We start from the raw sequence: 15,960 nt of genomic DNA on the forward strand, positions 1-15,960 counted from the left end.
CGTCCACCTTATCCGGTGCATGGGCCATGGTGAACGTTCCCTGTTTCAGGGGGCCGAAGAGGGATCTACCAGTCGAAACGGAGGCTAAGATCCCATTTGCTTGAATTCAATGGGTGGCCATGAGGAGGCGCTGTGATCGTCGTTGATCGGCCCGAGATGATTGTCGTCGGCCATGCCGTACGGACCTCCAACGCCGATGAGACGGAGCCCGGCAGGGGACGGCTCGGCGCGCTGTGGGCGCGCGCGGGGGTGCCCGGCGCCTTCGCCCATGTCCCCGGACGGGTGGACGAGAACATCTACGCCGTGCTGACCGACTACGAGAGCGACCATCACGGCGCCTACACCCAGATCGTCGGGGTGGCCGTCCGGACCGCCGCCGCGCTGCCCGAGGGCATGGTCGCGGTCCGGGTGCCCAGGAGCCAGGCGCTGAAGCTGGAGGCCCGTGGGCCGATGCCTGGAGCGCTCCAGGAGGCGTGGCAGCGGGTGTGGAAGCACACCGAGTCCGGCGGCACCCCGCCCCGTGCCTTCACCACCGACGTGGAGATCCACCACCCGGCGGGCGTGGACCTCTACGTGGCGGTGTTCGGGTCGATGGGCTGACCGTTCCCGGTCCGGCCGGTGGCCTCGCCGCTCCGGTCCTGTCCCTCGTCGTCCCGGTCGTCTTCGTCGTCCGGCGGAGGGTCGGGCATCCGCCAGCCCATCAGGAGCGACGGCAGGATGAGATGCGTCGTGACCAGGGCGTACGTGAGCATGACGATCGCCGCGCTCGGGATCCGGATGGTCATCTCGGACCCGGACACGGCGAATGTCAACACCGCCCCGAGCACCACGAGGATCACCGTCGTCCCCCGCCGGGCGTCGGCCTGGACCTTCTGACGCTCGAGGGACTGGCGTTCGTCCAGGTAGTGCTCGGCGAGGCCGACCACGCCGCGGGTGGCTCCGACCAGCGCCGAGTAGACCACGATGTAGATCGCCAGGGCGGACCCTCCCAGGGCGAAGGTGGTCCACATGGCGAGGTCGCTCGGCGCCAGATACCAGCACACGATCGCGCTGACCCAGATCAGCCCGGCGGAGCAGGCGCCGGCTCCGACCAGGATCCGGCGGCTCCTGCGGGTGGCGTACCAGGAGCGCGGAGGCCAGTCGCGATAGCGGGTCTCCAGCCGTTCGGGGTTCAGCTCACCCATCACTTCACCTCACTGCCCAGCCGGGGGAACGGCCGCAACGAGAAAACGACCTCCAACGGAACCTCAAAGTACTCGGCGATGCGCAGGGCGAGGAACAGGCTCGGGCTGTACTCGCCGCGTTCCAGGTAGCCGATCGTCTGGTAGTGGACCCCCAGCGCGGCCGCCAGATCCTTGCGTGAGACACCGCGCTCGGCTCTCAGCACCGAGATCCGGTTGTACACATCTTCCGCGGACATCCCTGCAGTCTCCCAGCACTCACTAGCCCTGGGCGACGAGCTGCCGCTCGGCGAGCCTGGAGCCGGACTCGCGGCGGGTGACCCGGCGGATCAGTCCCGGCGCCGCCAGCATCCCGACGACCGTCCAGGCCGCGAGCACGACGGCCACCCAGGGCAGGCGCCAGCTCCGGCCGATCTCGGCGGCGAGCATGGTGTCGGGCATGAACGCGGCCCGCAGGCCGAGCCCCTGCCAGTAGAGCGGGAACGCCTGGGAGATCCACTGGACGGCCTCGGGCATGAACGTGATGGGGACCATGACCCCCGAGGTGACCATCAGGACCATCATCGGCAGTCCCAGCAGCCCCGCCGCGGCCTTCGGCCCGGGAACCAGGCAGCCGATCGCCGCTCCCAGCGGTACCACGGCGACCGTGCCCAGCAGCAGCACCCACGCCAGGGTGAGCCAGTCGCGGGGCGGCGTCACCCCGCCCATGGCGACGCCGGTGCCCAGGATCAGCACGCTCTGCAGGGCGATCTGGCACAGGATGGTCACCGCCCGCCCGGTGAGATAGGCCGGGATCCCGCCGGGAATGGTCCGCAGCCGCAGGAGCGTGCCCTCCTCACGGTCGGCGGCGATCGCCATCGGGAGCGTCATCAGGCCGTTGGAGAAGACGGTGAAGGCCAGGAAGCCGATCGTTATGAAGGTGCCCTGCGAGACGCCGGTCCCCTTCACCGGGCCGTCGCCGATCCAGAGGATCAGCAGGGCGAAGACCCCCACCGTGCCGACCAGGTTGGTGATCAGCTCCTTGCGGTCCTTGATCAGGTGCAGCTGCTCTCTCCAGCCTCGCCGTACCCCGATGCGCAGTGCCTTGACGTTCATGCGGCCCTCCCGATGAGGCTCAGGTAGTTCTCCTCCAGCGACGGGCGCCGGATCTCCAGGCCGGGCACCGGACCGTCGAACCTACGGTGCAGCTCCCACGCCGTCTGGGACGGATCCGAGGTGGTCACGACCCGCTCCCGGCCGTCCTCCAGCCAGCGGACGTGCGACTGGGCCTGTACGGCCTCCGCCAGCTCGGCCGGGGTCCCGCACACGGCGATCTCCCCGCCGACCAGGATCGCGGTCCGGTGCGCCAGCTTCTCGGCCTCGACGAGGTCATGGGTGGTCAGCAGCACCGTGATGCCCTCGTCGGCGGCCAGCTTCTCGATCAGCAGGTGGAACTCCCGGCGCGCCTCCGGGTCGAACCCGGTGGTGGGTTCGTCGAGGAACAGCAGTTCGGGGCGGCCCACGATGCCCAGTGCGACGTCCAGCCGGCGGCGCTGGCCGCCCGACAGGCGGCTCACCCGCTGCCCGGCCTGCGCGGTCAGGCCGAGTGCGGACAGCAGCTCGTCCGGATCGCGAGGGTCGTCGTAGAACTCGCCGAGATGGGCAAGGAGATCCCTGGCGCTCCAGCGGGGGTGGTCGCGCCAGCTCTGCAGCACGATGCCGAGCCTGGCCCGCCAGACGTCGGTGCCGTCCGCGGGGTCCGTCCCCAGCACGCTCACCTCGCCCGCCGTCCTGTTCCGGAAACCCTCCAGGATCTCGATCGTGGTGGTCTTGCCCGCTCCGTTGGGCCCCAGCAGTGTGAAGATCTCGCCCTGCTCGATCTCAAGGTCGACCCCTCGTAACACTTCGGCCGCGCCGTATGTCATCCGCAGTCCGCGAACACTCACCGCAGTACTCATGTGTATGAATGTAGTACATCTACTACATTCATAACAACATCTATGACAAATGGCGGTACACCTGTGCCAGGTGTACCGCCCTTGAGCTGCGAGGATCAGGTCACGCGAGCACCCCCGCCGCGCGCAGCCCGGCGGCGACCTCCTCAGGCAGCCCCCAGGAGGACAGGTCCGCCAGCCGGGTCGCGGGGGAGAGGTCCTGCTCGGCGGTGCCGAGCAGGCGTGGCGCGGGGGCGGGCTGCCGGACGCCGCCGACCTCGACGAAGGTGCCGCGCGCCTTGTTGTGCGGGTGGTCGGCGGCCTCGGTCATCTCCAGCACGGGGGAGACGCACGCGTCCGAACCGTCGAACACCGCCTCCCACTCGGTGCGGGTCCTGGACCGGAACGCCTCGGCCAGCCGCTCGCGCAGGGCGGGCCACTGGGATCTGTCGTTCCGGTCGGGCAGGTCCGCCAGCCCCATCAGCGTGACCATCTCCGCCCAGAACTGCGGTTCCAGCGCCCCGACCGCGAGGAAGCGGCCGTCGGCGGTCTCGTAGGTGTCGTACATGGGCGCGCCGGTGTCGAGCAGGTTGGTCCCGCGAGGCCCCCAGAAACCGCTCTGGACGCCCTGGTAGAACATCGCGAACAGGGTCGCCGCCCCGTCGACCATGGCCGCGTCGACCACCCGGCCCTCGCCGGTCCGCTCCCGCTCGATGAGCGCCAGCAGCACGCCGTACGCCAGCATCAAGCCGCCGCCCGCGAAGTCGCCGAGGATGTTGATCGGCGGAGTGGGCCTGTCGCCCTCGCGGCCCAGCATCGACAGGATGCCGGAGACCGCGATGTAGTCGATGTCGTGCCCGGCGGTCGGCGCCAGCGGGCCCTCCTGGCCCCAGCCGGTCATCCGTCCGTAGATCAGCCGCGGGTTGACCGCGTGCAGGTCGGCGGGGCCGATGCCGAGCCGCTCGGCCACGCCCGGCCGGTAGACCTCGATGACCGCGTCGGCGTTCCCGGCCAGCTTCTTGAACGCCGACACGCCCTCGGGCGACTTCAGGTCGAGGCCGATCGTCCGCTTGCCCCGGTCCATCACGTCGGCGCGCGGCCGGTCTCCGGCGGCGGTGACGGCGGCGGTGCGCTCCACCCTCAGCACCTCCGCGCCGTGGTCGGCCAGCATCATCCCGGCGAACGGCCCGGGGGCCAGGCCGGCCAGTTCGAGCACGCGTACTCCGGCCAGTGGGCCCTTCCTGGTCACGCGCTCCATCGCCATCTCCTCGGGTGCGGTCTCGACACGGTCCGGGGCGGCTTCGACAGACGATCGCTCGGTGTCATGCGACCTCCCCACGGGGCAAGTAGAACAACATTCGGCTTTCGGTGGCAAGACATCCGGCATGCGGCCGCGTGGCGCGTGGGTGTATGGGAAACTTGCGCCTTAGCCGAATGGGACCGAGGGGTTGCTCGATGACATATCCGCAAAGTGAACGGGTGGTCGCTGGGCGGTACCGACTGCTGAGGGAGCTCGGCCGGGGCGGCATGGGCGTGGTGTGGGAGGGATACGACACGCTCCTCGACCGCCCCGTCGCCGTCAAAGAGGTGTTGCTCCCGCCGAACCTCCACCCGGAGGAGCACGCGCGTCAGTTGGCCCGCACCTCTCGTGAGGCCCGGACCGCGGCCCGGCTCAACCACCGGGGCATCGTGGCGGTCTACGACGTCGCCGAGCAGGACGGCCGCCCCTGGATCGTCATGGAGCTGGTCAGGGCCCGAGGACTGGACGAGTTCGGCCCCCTGCAGGTCGGTCAGGCCGCCGACATCGGCCGTCAGGTGCTTTCGGCGCTCCGGGCGGCGCACGAGGCGGGGATCCTGCACCGCGACGTCAAACCCAGCAACATCCTCGTCACCCCCGACGGCCGGGCCGTGCTGACCGACTTCGGCATCGCGACCGTGGAGGGCGATGCCTCGCTGACCCAGACCGGCATGGTGACGGGCTCGCCCAGCTTCCTGCCGCCCGAACGCGCCACGGGCACCGAAGCCGGTCCCTGGTCCGATCTGTGGTCGCTCGGCGCCACCCTCTACGCGGCGCTGCTGGGCCACGGCCCCTTCGAGCGCACCACCGCCATCGCCACCCTCGGCGCCCTCCTCACCGAGGAGCCCGACTTCAGCCGGGTGCCTCCCGCGATGCGGGAGGTGCTCACGGGCATGCTCCAGCGCGATCCCGCCCACCGGCTGAGTCCCGATCAGGCCGACAGGCTCCTCGCGGAGGCGGGCGGTGCTCCCACGGAGGCGCCGCGCCGTACCGAGCGGCACCGCAGGCAGGAGACGCCCACCTCGGCGATGCCCACCCGGCGGCGCCGGGACGGCAGCCGCGGCCGGATCCCGCTGATCGTGGCCGCGGTGGTGGTCCTGGCCGGCGGGGGCGCGGCGGCGGCCGTGGCGATGACACAGCCCGACACGCCGGACACCGCGCAGGCCGCTCCCGCCTCGGACACCTCCACCGCCGCGGCCTCGGTCGCCGAGACGGAACCGCCGAGCCGCTCCCCTTCGCCCCGTCCGTCGAGATCCCAGCGTCCGGCCGAGTCCGCACCGCAGTGGAAGCCGTGGCAGGCCAAGGCCCCGGAGAACTGGTCCATCCGGTATCCGGCCGGCTGGAAGGGGGACTGGGCCCCCGAGACGGGCTACACCCAGTGGCTGCGCCGCGACGGTAACGCGCACCTGTCGGTGGAGGTGCTTCCCGGCCCGTACGACGACCTGAACGCGTTCCAGGAGACCGTCAAGGCCGACGCGGAGCAGTGGAGCGAGATCGCCTCCGACGACACCGCGCGGGTCCCCCTGCCCTACGGCACCGGACTCGACTGGGAGTTCACCTGGACGATGAAGGACGGCGGCGGCGCGCCGTGGGCCCGTCCCGGAGTGACCTACCACGAGACGCGCCGGTTCATCGGGGTCGGCGACACGGTCATGGTGCTGAGCTGGACCACCACCGACAGCGAGTGGAAGAGCCAGCTGGGTCAGATGAACCTGGCGTTCAAGAGCTTCCACCCGCGCGGCGGCGAGTGACATGAGCTGGAGGGTGCTGGCGTTACCGCCGCTGCCCGAGAAGGCGCTGCGCAACCTGCTCGGCCCGCTGGGCGATCGGGTCAGCGTGTCCGTCCCGGCCGGCCGGGACCGCGCGTCCCTGCTCGCCGCCCTGCCGGAGGCGGAGATCGTGCTCGGCGACTGGAGCGGCGGGCTCGCGCTGGACGCCGACGCCGTCCGAGTCGCTCCGCGCCTGGCGTTCGTGCAGCAGCCCTCGGTGGGCGTGGACGGACACGATCTCGGCGCACTGGCCGCCGCGGGAGTGCCGCTCGCCAACACCGCCGGGGTGAACACGGTCGCGGTGGCCGAGTGGTGCTTCACGGCGGCGCTCGCGCTGTCGCGGCGGCTGCTCGATGCCGACGCCGCGGTCCGCGCGGGCGGCTGGCCGCAGCTCGACCTCGGGCCCAGGGAGCTGTACGGCTCACGCGTGGGCATCGTCGGCCTCGGCCCGATCGGCGAGGCGTGCGCCCGGATGTTCCACGGGCACGGCTGCGAGGTCTCCTACTGGACGAGGCGGCCCCGGGAGGTGCCCTACACCTACCGTGAGCCGGCCGAGCTCGTCGCCGGCTCCGACGTGCTCGTGGTGGTGATCGCCCTGTCGGAGGAGACCCGGGGGCTGGTCGACCCCTCCCGGATGCCCGCGGGGTCGCTGCTGGTCAACGCCGCCCGCGGGGAGGTGGTGGAGCAGACCGCGCTGCTGGCCGCCCTGGGGTCCGGGCACCTGGGCGGCGCCGCACTGGACGTGTTCGCGACCGAGCCGCTCCCGCCCGGCGACCCGCTTCGCGACAGCCCCCGGGTGCTGCTGTCACCACATGTGGCCGGGGTGACCCCGCAGTCCACCGGCCGTCTGATCCGCCGCGTCCTGGACAATCTGACGGCGGCGGTGGAGGGCAGGCCGGTGGCCGGCGTGCTCAACGGAGTGGAACCGGTGGCCCGCCGTCGCCTTCGAACGGGGCCCGTGTAGAGTTTTCGCGCGTTTAACGTGTCCCACCTGGCCCCGGAGAGACCCGAGATATAACGTGCTAGGGGCGATCTTTACTATGAGGGCTCTGGGGGTGAGGTCCTGTGCAACAGATGACACAGATGTCGGCGCATCGGCGCGCCGTGGAGCAGATCAGAGAGTCCTACGCCGCGATCCCCGAGGGCGCGGTGCCCCGGTTGGCCAAGGCCACCACCAACCTGTTCCGCTTCCGGGACGGAGCTTCCGGAGCGAAGCTGTCGGCCCGGGACCTGGATCAGGTCATCGAGGTGGATCCGGTGACCATGACCGCCGAGGTTCAGGGCATGACCACCTACGAGCATCTGGTGGACGCCACGCTCCCGCACGGGCTCATGCCGTACGTCGTGCCGCAGCTGAAGACGATCACGCTGGGCGGCGCGGTGACCGGGCTGGGCATCGAGTCCACCAGCTTCCGTGACGGACTTCCGCACGAGTCCGTGGAGGAGCTGGAGATCCTCACCGGCGACGGCCGGATCGTCGTGGCGCGCGACGACAACGAGCACCGCGACCTGTTCCGCGCTTTTCCCAACTCCTACGGCACGCTCGGCTACGCGCTCCGGATCCGGATCAAGCTCAAGCCCGTGCAGCCGTACGTCCGGCTCACCCACATCCCGTTCACCGACGCCGACAAGTGCATGATCGCGATGAAGGAGATCTGCGAGAGCGGCGAGCACGACGGTGAGCCGATCGACTTCGTGGACGGCACGTTCTTCGGCCCCGGCGAGCTCTATGTGACCGTCGGCCGGTTCGCCGAGCGCGCTCCCTATCTCTCCGACTACACCGGCATGCGCATCTACTACCGGTCGATCCAGACCAGGACGCGCGACTGGCTGAGCATCCGCGACTACCTGTGGCGCTGGGACACCGACTGGTTCTGGTGCTCGCGCGCGTTCGGCGTGCAGAGTGCGCTGGTGCGCTCCCTGATGCCGCGCAAGTGGATGCGCTCGGACGTCTATCGCAAGCTCGTCGGCCTGGACCGCAAGTACGGGGTGATCGCCCGAGTGGACCGGTGGCGGGGGCAACCGATCCAGGAGTCGGTCATCCAGGACATCGAGGTGCCCGTGGAGCGCGGCGCGGAGTTCCTGGAGTTCTTCCACGACAAGGTCGGCATGGAGCCGGTGTGGATGTGCCCGCTGAAGTCCACCGGCGAGTGGCCGCTCTACCCGCTGGAGCCCGGACGGCTGTACGTTAACTTCGGTTTCTGGGGCACGGTTCCCCTGCCCCGGGGCCAGTTCGACGGCTACTACAACCGTCTCATCGAGAACAAGGTCCACGAGTTGGACGGGCACAAGTCGCTCTACTCGACATCGTTCTACACCCGTGATGATTTCTGGCGGTTTTATAACGGTATTGCCTACTGGTCGGTCAAACGGGCATACGACGCGGGTGGCCGGTTGCTCGACCTCTACGACAAATGTGTACGGGGGCGTTAGGAGGTTGTTTCTGTGAAGCTGGCAGAGATCTTCGAGAAGGTCATAGGAAATGAAGCGGACATCCGTTTCACCGCCTATGACGGAAGCATGGTCGGTCCGGAAGACGCGGACATCAGCGTTGAGGTGAAGTCCCCGGCCGCGGTCGCCTACTTGGCGCAGGCTCCCGGAGAACTGGGTCTCGCGCGGGCGTACGTCTCCGGCCATCTCGACGTCCAGGGCGACATGTACGAGCTGCTGTCGCGGATGTGGTCGCTGACCATCAACGACATCCCGGCGAGCGAGAAGCTGGCGGCCATCCGTGCCCTCGGCGTCAAGCCCCTGCTGATGCGGGTGCCGCTGCCTCCCCAGGAGATGCGGCGCAGCATGCTGGCCAAGATGGGCAGCAGGCACGCCAAGCAGCGCGACGCCGAGGCGATCCACCACCACTACGACGTCTCCAACGCGTTCTACGAGTGGGTGCTGGGCCCGTCCATGGCCTACACCTGCGCGGTCTTCCCCGGCGAGGAGTCCTCGCTGGAGGAGGCGCAGTACGCCAAGTTCGACCTGGTCGCCCGGAAACTGGACCTCAAGCCCGGGATGCGGCTGCTGGACGTGGGCTGCGGCTGGGGCGGCATGGTCATCCACGCGGCCCGTGAGTACGGTGTGAAGGCGCTGGGGGTCACCCTCTCGCGCCAGCAGGCCGAGTGGGCGCAGAAGGCCATCGCCGACGCGGGGCTGAACGAGCTGGCCGAGGTCCGTTACATGGACTACCGGGACGTCCGGGAGACCGGATTCGACGCGGTCAGCTCGATCGGCCTGACCGAGCACATCGGTAAGGAACAGCTGCCGTTCTACTTCCGGTTCCTCTACGACAAGCTCAACCCCGGCGGCCGGATCCTCAACCACTGCATCACCCGGCCGACCGGCACCGAGAAGACCATCAACGCCGGCGGCTTCATCAACCGCTACGTCTTCCCCGACGGGGAGCTGGAGTCGGTCGGTTACCTGATCCGCCAGATGGAGGATCTCGGTTTCGAGATCCGCCACGAGGAGAATCTGCGTGAGCACTACGCCCAGACCCTCCGTTACTGGTGCGCCAACCTCGACGAGCACTGGGACGAGGCGGTCGAGGAGGTCGGTCAGGGTACGGCCAGAGTCTGGCGGCTCTACATGGCCGGCTGCGTGGTCGGCTTCGAACGCAACAAGATTCAGCTCCACCAGGTCCTCGGTGTGAAGCTCGACGACAGGGGCGCGGCGCACATGCCGCTCCGCCCCTCCCTCGACTGGCCCTGATCGAGGTTCTGCGGTACGGCCCGGGCCCCTCGTGGGCACGGGCCGTACCGCGTTCCGGACGGTTACCTGAGCTCGCGCTTGAGGATCTTCCCGGTGGCGGTCATCGGCAGGGCGTCGCGGAACTCGACGATCCGCGGATACTTGTAGGCCGCCATGTTCTCCCTGCACCAGCCAATCAGCTCCTCCTCGGTGACGGACGCCCCGGGGGTGCGGATGATGTAGGCCTTGATCTCTTCACCGTGTGACTCGTGGGAGACCCCGACCACCGCGGCGAGGGAGACCTCGGGGTGGGTTGTCAGGACTTCCTCCAACTCGCGCGGGTAAACGTTGAAACCGCCACGGATGATCATGTCCTTGGCCCGGTCGATGATGGCGTAGTAGCCGTCCTCGTCGCGGGTGGCGATGTCGCCGGTCCGGAACCAGCCGTCGTTCATGACCTCGGCGGTCGCCTCGGGGCGGTTGTAGTAGCCCTTCATCACGTTGTGCCCGCGGATCGCGATCTCGCCGGGTCCCTGACCCTCGACCGTCTTCCACTCGCTGTCGATCAGCTTCATCTCCACTCCCCAGAGCGGGGTGCCGATCGTGCCGGGTTTGGTGGGCCTGCCCAGCTGGTTGAAGCTGGCCACCGGGGAGGTCTCCGACAGGCCGTAGCCCTCAAGGATGCCGATGCCGAAGGTGGCCTCGAAGTCCCTGAGCACCTCGACCGGTGAGGAGGCGCCGCCGGCACACGCGACCCTGAGGGAGGTGGGCACCTCGTCGCCATCGGCGTGGATCTTCGTCAGCATGGCCCAGTACATGGTCGGCACACCCGCGAAGAACGTGACGTTCTCGGTGCGCATCAACTCCAGGGCGGGGCCCGGATCGAAGCGCGGTACGAGCACGACGGTGGCCCCGCGGCGGAAGCCGAGGTTCATGACGACGGTCTGGCCGAAGGAGTGGAACAGCGGCAGCGCCGCCAGGAAGACGTCGCCGTCCTCGCCACGCGGGAACATCTCATCCGAGACCATGGCGTTGAGCAGCATGTTCAGATGACTGAGCTCGGCGCCCTTGGGCTGGCCGGTGGTACCGCTGGTGTAGAGGATCACCGCGGTGTCGTCCGGTGCGGTCTGCACCGTCGAGAACTCGCCGGACACACCGTCCAGCGCCGCCCACAGCGTCTCGCCGTGCTCGGACTCGGTGGCGAACGCGGCGGCGGGCAGCACGAAGAAGTGCTCAGTGGCCTCCGCCTGGTCGAATCCCGCCCGCCCGCGCTCGCCCAGCGGCAGTTCGGGGGTGCCCTCGAAGCAGAACAGCGCCTTGGCCTCGCAGTCCGCCAGATGGTAGGCGATCTCCCTGGGCTGCAGCAGCACGTTGAGCGGTACGACCGTGGCGCCGGCCTTGAGGATCCCGTAGTACACGAAGGGGAAGTAGGGCAGGTTCGGGCAGGCCAGTGCGACCTTGTCGCCCTTGCCGACGCCCCTGGAGACCAGCAGGTTGGCAACCTGGTTCGCGACCGTGTTGACCAGGGAGTAAGACAGCCGCAGATCGCCGAAGACCAGTGCGGTGCGGTCGGGCTGATCGCGGGCGCTGTCCTCCAGCGTGATCGACAGGTTGAGCATGGTGGGGTCCTCCTCCGGACAAGCTCTGACGCGCCCATAATCGCAGCCCCGAAATACCTACCGGTAGGTAACTAAGGTTACGAATTGACGTGAAAAGCAGCGGGGAGTAAGCAGATCAGATAAAAGTTCGCTTACGGGGGTGGGCCGGCTGTCGGTGCGTTCGTACGACGAAGGGTCGTTGGCCATATGGAGTACGACTATGTGATCGTGGGCGCGGGCTCGGCGGGATGCGTGCTGGCCAACCGGCTCTCAGCCGATCCTTCGACGGCGGTGGTCCTCCTGGAGGCGGGAGGGCACGACGGCGGGCTGGAGGTCAGGATGCCCGCCGGCTTCTCCAAACTGTTCAAGACCGACCGCGACTGGAACTTCACCACCGCCGAACAGCCCGAACTGTCCGGCCGCGAGCTCTACTGGCCACGTGGCCGGATGCTCGGCGGCTCCTCTTCGATGAACGCCCAGATGTGGGTGCGCGGCCACCGGGCCGACTACGACGGCTGGGACGTGCCCGGCTGGTCCTACGACGAGGTCGTCCCCTACTTCCAGCGGGCCGAGCGCCGCGCCGGCTCCAACCGCGCCGCCGTGTACGGCACCGCGGGCCCGATCCACATCTCCGAGCTGCGCACCCCGAACCCGGTCACCGCGGTCTTCCTCAGGGCGTGCGAGGAACTGGGAATCGCCCGGTTGGAGGAGCTGAACGGCCCCTCCAACGAGGGCTGTTCCCCGACCCCTGTCACCCAGCACCAGGGCCGCCGCTGGAGCTCCGCGGACGCCTACCTCCGGCCCGCCATGAAACGGCCCAACCTCACCGTGCTGACCTCCTCGCACGTAAGCGTGGTGCTGATCGAGGACGGGCGTGCGATCGGCGTACGCTACGGCGACGGCACAGTGGTTCGGGCGCGCAGGGAGGTCATCCTGTCGGCCGGGGCGATCGGCTCGCCGCACCTGTTGATGCTGTCGGGCGTCGGAGCGGCCGACGAACTGCGTGCCGAGGGCGTGGAGCCGGTCCACGAGCTGCCCCAGGTCGGCAGAAACCTTCAGGACCACCTGGCCTCGGGCATCATCCTGCACTGTCCCAGGCCGGTCACGCTCACGGGCGCCGAGTCGGCCGGAAACCTGCTCCGATTTCTGGTCGGCCGCAGCGGCATGTTGACCTCGAACGTCGGGGAGGCCGTGGCCTTCGTCCGCACCTCTCCCGGCGAGCCCGCCCCTGACATTGAGTTGATCTTCGCTCCGGGGCCTTTCATCGACCACGGCCTCACTCCGCCGCCCGGTCACGGACTGACCATCGCCTCGATCCTGCTCCGGCCCGAGAGCCGTGGCCGCATCTTCCTCGCCGGCCGCGACGTGGTGATCGACCCCGGTTACCTGACGGCGGCGGCCGATGTCAGGCGGCAGGTCGCCGGACTGAGAAAGGCCAGGGAACTGTTCGCCACCGTAGCGCTCAGCCCGTTCGCCGGGGCGCCGATGGATCCGTACTGGGGTGCGGAGAGCGACGAGGAGCTCGCCCGCTGGATTCGCGAGCGCAGCGAGACCCTCTACCACCCGGTGGGGACCTGCCGGATGGGCGAGGACGCGGACGCGGTGGTGGATCCGGCGCTGAGGGTCCGCGGCGTCGACGCCCTCCGGGTCGTCGACGCCTCGATCATGCCGGTCATCAACCGGGGCCACACCCATGCTCCCACCGTGATGATCGCCGAAAGGGCCGCCGATCTCATCGCCTCCACCCGCTGAACGGCCGCTCTCGGGTTTTGGGCTGCTTGGTCGTCGCCGTGCGGTGGGGTGTTCCGGAAGGGTGGGTGGCCGTTCGCGGTGGGGTGTTCCGGAAGGGTGGGTGGCCGTGCGCGCTGCGGTGTTGGGGAAGCTCAGGGTGGCCGTTCGCGCTGCGGTGGGTGGGTGTTCCGGCCGGCCGTCGCAGTTGCCGTCTGGTGTTTCAGGCCTCCGGCCTGGCGGGCGCGACGGTTGCGCTTTTTTATAAGCCGGCCGGAACACCCACCCACCTCCGCGCCAGACGGCCCCGCCGTACGGCGTGCGGACCGTAGCCGCTCACTCTCCGACCGCCCAGCGATCTCACGGACGCTGAAGCAATCCGTACAGGACCCTTCAGAGCCGATCGCCGTAGCTGACGCGTTCCTCTCCGACCAGTGCAGGGCCGATCACCGTCACGGTGCGGGCGGGGTCGTCAAGAGCTGCTCACATGGCGCCGCATCAGAGGCTCCGGCAGAGGGACGCTTGGCCGTCACTCCTCGGTCGGGTGCACTCCTCGGCGAGGGGCAGGACACCAAAGAACGAGAGTCTGCGGCGGATCGCAGATGAGCGTGGTGAGATGGCGGGTGGCTTTGTCCAGGTCTGCTACATCGAGAAGCCTCTGGTCGGCGATCCGGCTGAGATGCTTGGTGAGCACGCGGCGGCTCTGCTCGGGACCGGTGCCGCGCCAGGCGTCGATCTCGGAAGTACAACGGCGGAAGGCAGGGACCACGTCCGGCGATGACGATCATCATGTTCCGATGGTGAGACGTGCTTCCCGAGCGCTGCTCGGCCCTGCACTGGTCGGAGAGGAACGCGTCAGCTACGGCGATCGGCCCTGAACGGTCCTGTACGGATTGCTTCAGCGTCCGTGAGATCCATGGGCGGCCGGTAAGGGAGCGGCTACGGTCCGCACGCCGTACGGCGGGGCCGTCTGGCGCGGAGGTGGGTGGGTGTTCCGGCCGGCTTATAAAAAAGCGCAACCGTCGCGCCCGCCAGGCCGGAGGCCTGAAAAACGAGACGGTGACTGCGACGGCCGGCCGGAACACCCACCCACCGCAGCGCGAACGGCCACTCACCCTTCCGGAACAGCCCACCGCGAACAGCCCTTCACCCTTCCGGAACAGCCCACCGCAGCGCGACCATCCACAGATATGAACGAATGCCTCACAGCTCCGTGAATGGTCACGGGGAGCGATACGGGCCGCTGTTGGATGGGGCGTCGCCGTACAGGGTGACTTCTGTTGTCCCGAGTGGTTTCCGGGTACCGCCGACCCTTTCGCCGAGCGGGTGCTAGGTTCCGCCCCAGGGAGCTTCGGTCGCCAACGGTGTCGGCGTCGTCCGCGCGAGGATGGCACACGCCCCGAGCGCGGATCACCCTCTCCGTCCGGAGCGGCCTCGCAAGGGCAACGACCTCATCCTGGACTGGTTAGGTCGATGATCCTGTGGCAGGATCAGAAAAACCGAATTTGGTTCTACTGGGGGCTGGTGTGACGGTTTCACTGTCGGACATCGATCTGTCGGACATCGCCTTCTGGGAGCGGCCGATGGCCGAGCGTGAGGCGGCCTTCGCCTTGCTGCGCGCCCAGGCGGCTCCGGTCCGGTTCGCCGAGCCGGAGATCAGCTTCGCCCCTCCGGGTCCGGGCTACTACGCCGTGGTGAGGCATGCCGACATCATCGAGGCCAGCCGCAACCCCGAGGTCTTCTCCTCGGGCCGGGGCTCCACCTCCATCCAGGACCTGGGCTCGGAGTTCGGTGAATACTTCGGGTCGATGATCAATATGGACGACCCGAGGCACGCCCGGCTCCGCCGGATCGTCTCCCGGGCGTTCACCCCCAAGATGATCAAGCAGTTCGAGGCCGACGTCCAGGTCGAGGCCACCCGGATCGTGGACGACCTGATCGCGACCGGACCCGGCTGCGACTTCGTCACCGAGGTCGCCGCCAAGCTGCCGCTGAAGGTCATCTGCGACATGATGGGCATCGGCCCCGAGCACTACCAGACGGTCTTCGACGCCTCCAACATCATTCTGTCCGGCGGCGACCCGGAGTTCATCCAGGACATCAGCCGCGCGGCCGAGCTGCTCCTCGGCGCCGGGCAACGCCTCCAGGATTTCGTCGTCTCCCTGGCCGCCGAAGGCGGCGACAACCTCATCACCTCCCTGACCAACGCCAACATCGACGGCGAGAAGCTGACGATGCAGGAGCTCGGGTCGTTCTTCATCCTGTTGGTCGTGGCGGGCAACGAGACCACGCGCAACGCGATCTCGCATGGCCTGCACCTGTTCACCGAGAATCCGGACCAGCGGGAGCTGCTCCTGGCCGATCTGGACGGCGGCCTCCCCGGCGCGGTCGAGGAGATCGTCCGGCTGGCCTCCCCGGTTGCCTGGATGCGCCGCACCCTCACCCGTGATCACGAGATGAACGGGCACCTCTACCGCAAGGGCGACAAGGTCCTGCTCTACTACTGGGCGGCCAACCGTGACGAGGCGGTCTTCACCGACCCCTACCGGTTCGACATCCAGCGGACCGAGGGGCCCCATGTGGGCTTCGGCGGCCCGGGACCGCACTTCTGTCTCGGCGCCCACCTGGCCCGCCGGGAGATCACCGTGATGTTCCGCGAGCTGTTCACCCGGATCCCGGACATCCGCTCCGTCGGCGAGCCCGACCGCCTCCGCTCCAGCTTCATCAACGGCATCAAGCACCTTGACTGCGACTTCGGAAGCGCTCCATTGACGTGAGCGGCTGCTCGCG

Annotated in this window: 13 protein-coding genes; 7 read left to right on the top strand and 6 right to left on the bottom strand. The window is 68.8% G+C overall.

Annotation, left to right across the window (positions count from 1 at the left end; translation table 11 throughout):
- Nucleotides 1-132 precede the first annotated feature (132 nt).
- The gene (locus OHA77_RS32130; RefSeq protein WP_406313077.1) at nucleotides 133-600 is read left to right on the top strand and encodes a GyrI-like domain-containing protein; all 468 of its coding nucleotides are present in this window, start codon (nucleotides 133-135) and stop codon (nucleotides 598-600) included.
- Here OHA77_RS32130 and OHA77_RS32135 read toward each other — a convergent pair.
- From OHA77_RS32135 to OHA77_RS32155, 5 genes are all read right to left on the bottom strand, one after another.
- Nucleotides 570-1,184, bottom strand: coding sequence for a hypothetical protein (locus OHA77_RS32135; RefSeq protein WP_406313078.1), 615 nt, complete (start codon nucleotides 1,182-1,184; stop codon nucleotides 570-572). The two genes, OHA77_RS32130 and OHA77_RS32135, sit on opposite strands and share 31 nt — an antisense overlap.
- Entirely contained in the window at nucleotides 1,184-1,420 is a 237-nt protein-coding gene (locus OHA77_RS32140; RefSeq protein WP_326824456.1) for a helix-turn-helix transcriptional regulator, read from the bottom strand. The genes OHA77_RS32135 and OHA77_RS32140 overlap by 1 nt, the downstream gene beginning before the upstream one ends.
- 22 nt (nucleotides 1,421-1,442) lie before the next feature.
- The gene (locus OHA77_RS32145) at nucleotides 1,443-2,276 is read right to left on the bottom strand and encodes an ABC transporter permease (RefSeq protein WP_406313079.1); all 834 of its coding nucleotides are present in this window, start codon (nucleotides 2,274-2,276) and stop codon (nucleotides 1,443-1,445) included.
- Nucleotides 2,273-3,118 (bottom strand): ABC transporter ATP-binding protein, encoded by an 846-nt coding sequence (locus tag OHA77_RS32150; RefSeq protein WP_406313080.1) that lies wholly within the window; start codon nucleotides 3,116-3,118, stop codon nucleotides 2,273-2,275. The genes OHA77_RS32145 and OHA77_RS32150 overlap by 4 nt, the downstream gene beginning before the upstream one ends.
- A gap of 100 nt (nucleotides 3,119-3,218) precedes the next feature.
- Entirely contained in the window at nucleotides 3,219-4,352 is a 1,134-nt protein-coding gene (locus tag OHA77_RS32155; protein WP_406313081.1) for a CaiB/BaiF CoA transferase family protein, read from the bottom strand.
- A 221-nt stretch (nucleotides 4,353-4,573) separates the two neighbouring features.
- Between OHA77_RS32155 and OHA77_RS32160 the strand changes: the two genes are divergently transcribed.
- The 4 genes from OHA77_RS32160 (at nucleotide 4,574) to OHA77_RS32175 (ending at nucleotide 9,865) form a co-directional block, all read left to right on the top strand.
- Nucleotides 4,574-6,142 (top strand): serine/threonine-protein kinase, encoded by a 1,569-nt coding sequence (locus OHA77_RS32160; protein ID WP_406313082.1) that lies wholly within the window; start codon nucleotides 4,574-4,576, stop codon nucleotides 6,140-6,142.
- 1 nt (nucleotide 6,143) lies between these two features.
- Nucleotides 6,144-7,124: an NAD(P)-dependent oxidoreductase gene (locus OHA77_RS32165; protein WP_406313083.1), complete on the top strand. Its 981-nt coding sequence runs from the start codon at nucleotides 6,144-6,146 to the stop codon at nucleotides 7,122-7,124.
- Nucleotides 7,125-7,243: 119 nt separating this feature from the next.
- Nucleotides 7,244-8,593, top strand: coding sequence for an FAD-binding oxidoreductase (locus tag OHA77_RS32170; RefSeq protein ID WP_406319909.1), 1,350 nt, complete (start codon nucleotides 7,244-7,246; stop codon nucleotides 8,591-8,593).
- Nucleotides 8,594-8,605: 12 nt separating this feature from the next.
- Nucleotides 8,606-9,865 (top strand): cyclopropane-fatty-acyl-phospholipid synthase family protein, encoded by a 1,260-nt coding sequence (locus OHA77_RS32175; protein ID WP_326824449.1) that lies wholly within the window; start codon nucleotides 8,606-8,608, stop codon nucleotides 9,863-9,865.
- Between the two features lie 62 nt (nucleotides 9,866-9,927).
- Here OHA77_RS32175 and OHA77_RS32180 read toward each other — a convergent pair whose 3' ends face one another.
- Nucleotides 9,928-11,463: a long-chain fatty acid--CoA ligase gene (locus OHA77_RS32180; protein WP_326824448.1), complete on the bottom strand. Its 1,536-nt coding sequence runs from the start codon at nucleotides 11,461-11,463 to the stop codon at nucleotides 9,928-9,930.
- A 186-nt stretch (nucleotides 11,464-11,649) separates the two neighbouring features.
- Here OHA77_RS32180 and OHA77_RS32185 point away from each other — a divergent pair, with 186 nt between their 5' ends.
- Both OHA77_RS32185 and OHA77_RS32190 read left to right on the top strand, forming a co-directional pair.
- On the top strand, nucleotides 11,650-13,194 hold the full coding sequence (locus tag OHA77_RS32185; protein ID WP_406313084.1) for a GMC family oxidoreductase: 1,545 nt from the start codon (nucleotides 11,650-11,652) through the stop codon (nucleotides 13,192-13,194).
- Between the two features lie 1,502 nt (nucleotides 13,195-14,696).
- A complete protein-coding gene (locus OHA77_RS32190; RefSeq protein ID WP_406313085.1) occupies nucleotides 14,697-15,947 on the top strand; it encodes a cytochrome P450 in 1,251 nt (416 codons plus the stop codon).
- Nucleotides 15,948-15,960: the final 13 nt, after the last annotated feature.

It is taken from the genome of Streptosporangium sp. NBC_01639, assembly GCF_045209755.1.
In the GTDB taxonomy this organism is placed as follows: domain Bacteria; phylum Actinomycetota; class Actinomycetes; order Streptosporangiales; family Streptosporangiaceae; genus Streptosporangium.

Excerpts from the sequence above, each read along its gene's own strand:
- OHA77_RS32150 (WP_406313080.1), bottom strand. The coding sequence starts at position 3,118 with ATGAGTACTGCGGTGAGTGTTCGCGGACTGCGGATGACATACGGCGCG.
- OHA77_RS32135 (WP_406313078.1), bottom strand. The coding sequence starts at position 1,184 with ATGGGTGAGCTGAACCCCGAACGGCTGGAGACCCGCTATCGCGACTGG.
- OHA77_RS32180 (WP_326824448.1), bottom strand. The coding sequence starts at position 11,463 with ATGCTCAACCTGTCGATCACGCTGGAGGACAGCGCCCGCGATCAGCCC.
- OHA77_RS32170 (WP_406319909.1), top strand. The coding sequence starts at position 7,244 with ATGTCGGCGCATCGGCGCGCCGTGGAGCAGATCAGAGAGTCCTACGCC.
- OHA77_RS32165 (WP_406313083.1), top strand. The coding sequence starts at position 6,144 with ATGAGCTGGAGGGTGCTGGCGTTACCGCCGCTGCCCGAGAAGGCGCTG.
- OHA77_RS32185 (WP_406313084.1), top strand. The coding sequence starts at position 11,650 with ATGGAGTACGACTATGTGATCGTGGGCGCGGGCTCGGCGGGATGCGTG.
- OHA77_RS32140 (WP_326824456.1), bottom strand. The coding sequence starts at position 1,420 with ATGTCCGCGGAAGATGTGTACAACCGGATCTCGGTGCTGAGAGCCGAG.
- OHA77_RS32145 (WP_406313079.1), bottom strand. The coding sequence starts at position 2,276 with ATGAACGTCAAGGCACTGCGCATCGGGGTACGGCGAGGCTGGAGAGAG.
- OHA77_RS32155 (WP_406313081.1), bottom strand. The coding sequence starts at position 4,352 with ATGGAGCGCGTGACCAGGAAGGGCCCACTGGCCGGAGTACGCGTGCTC.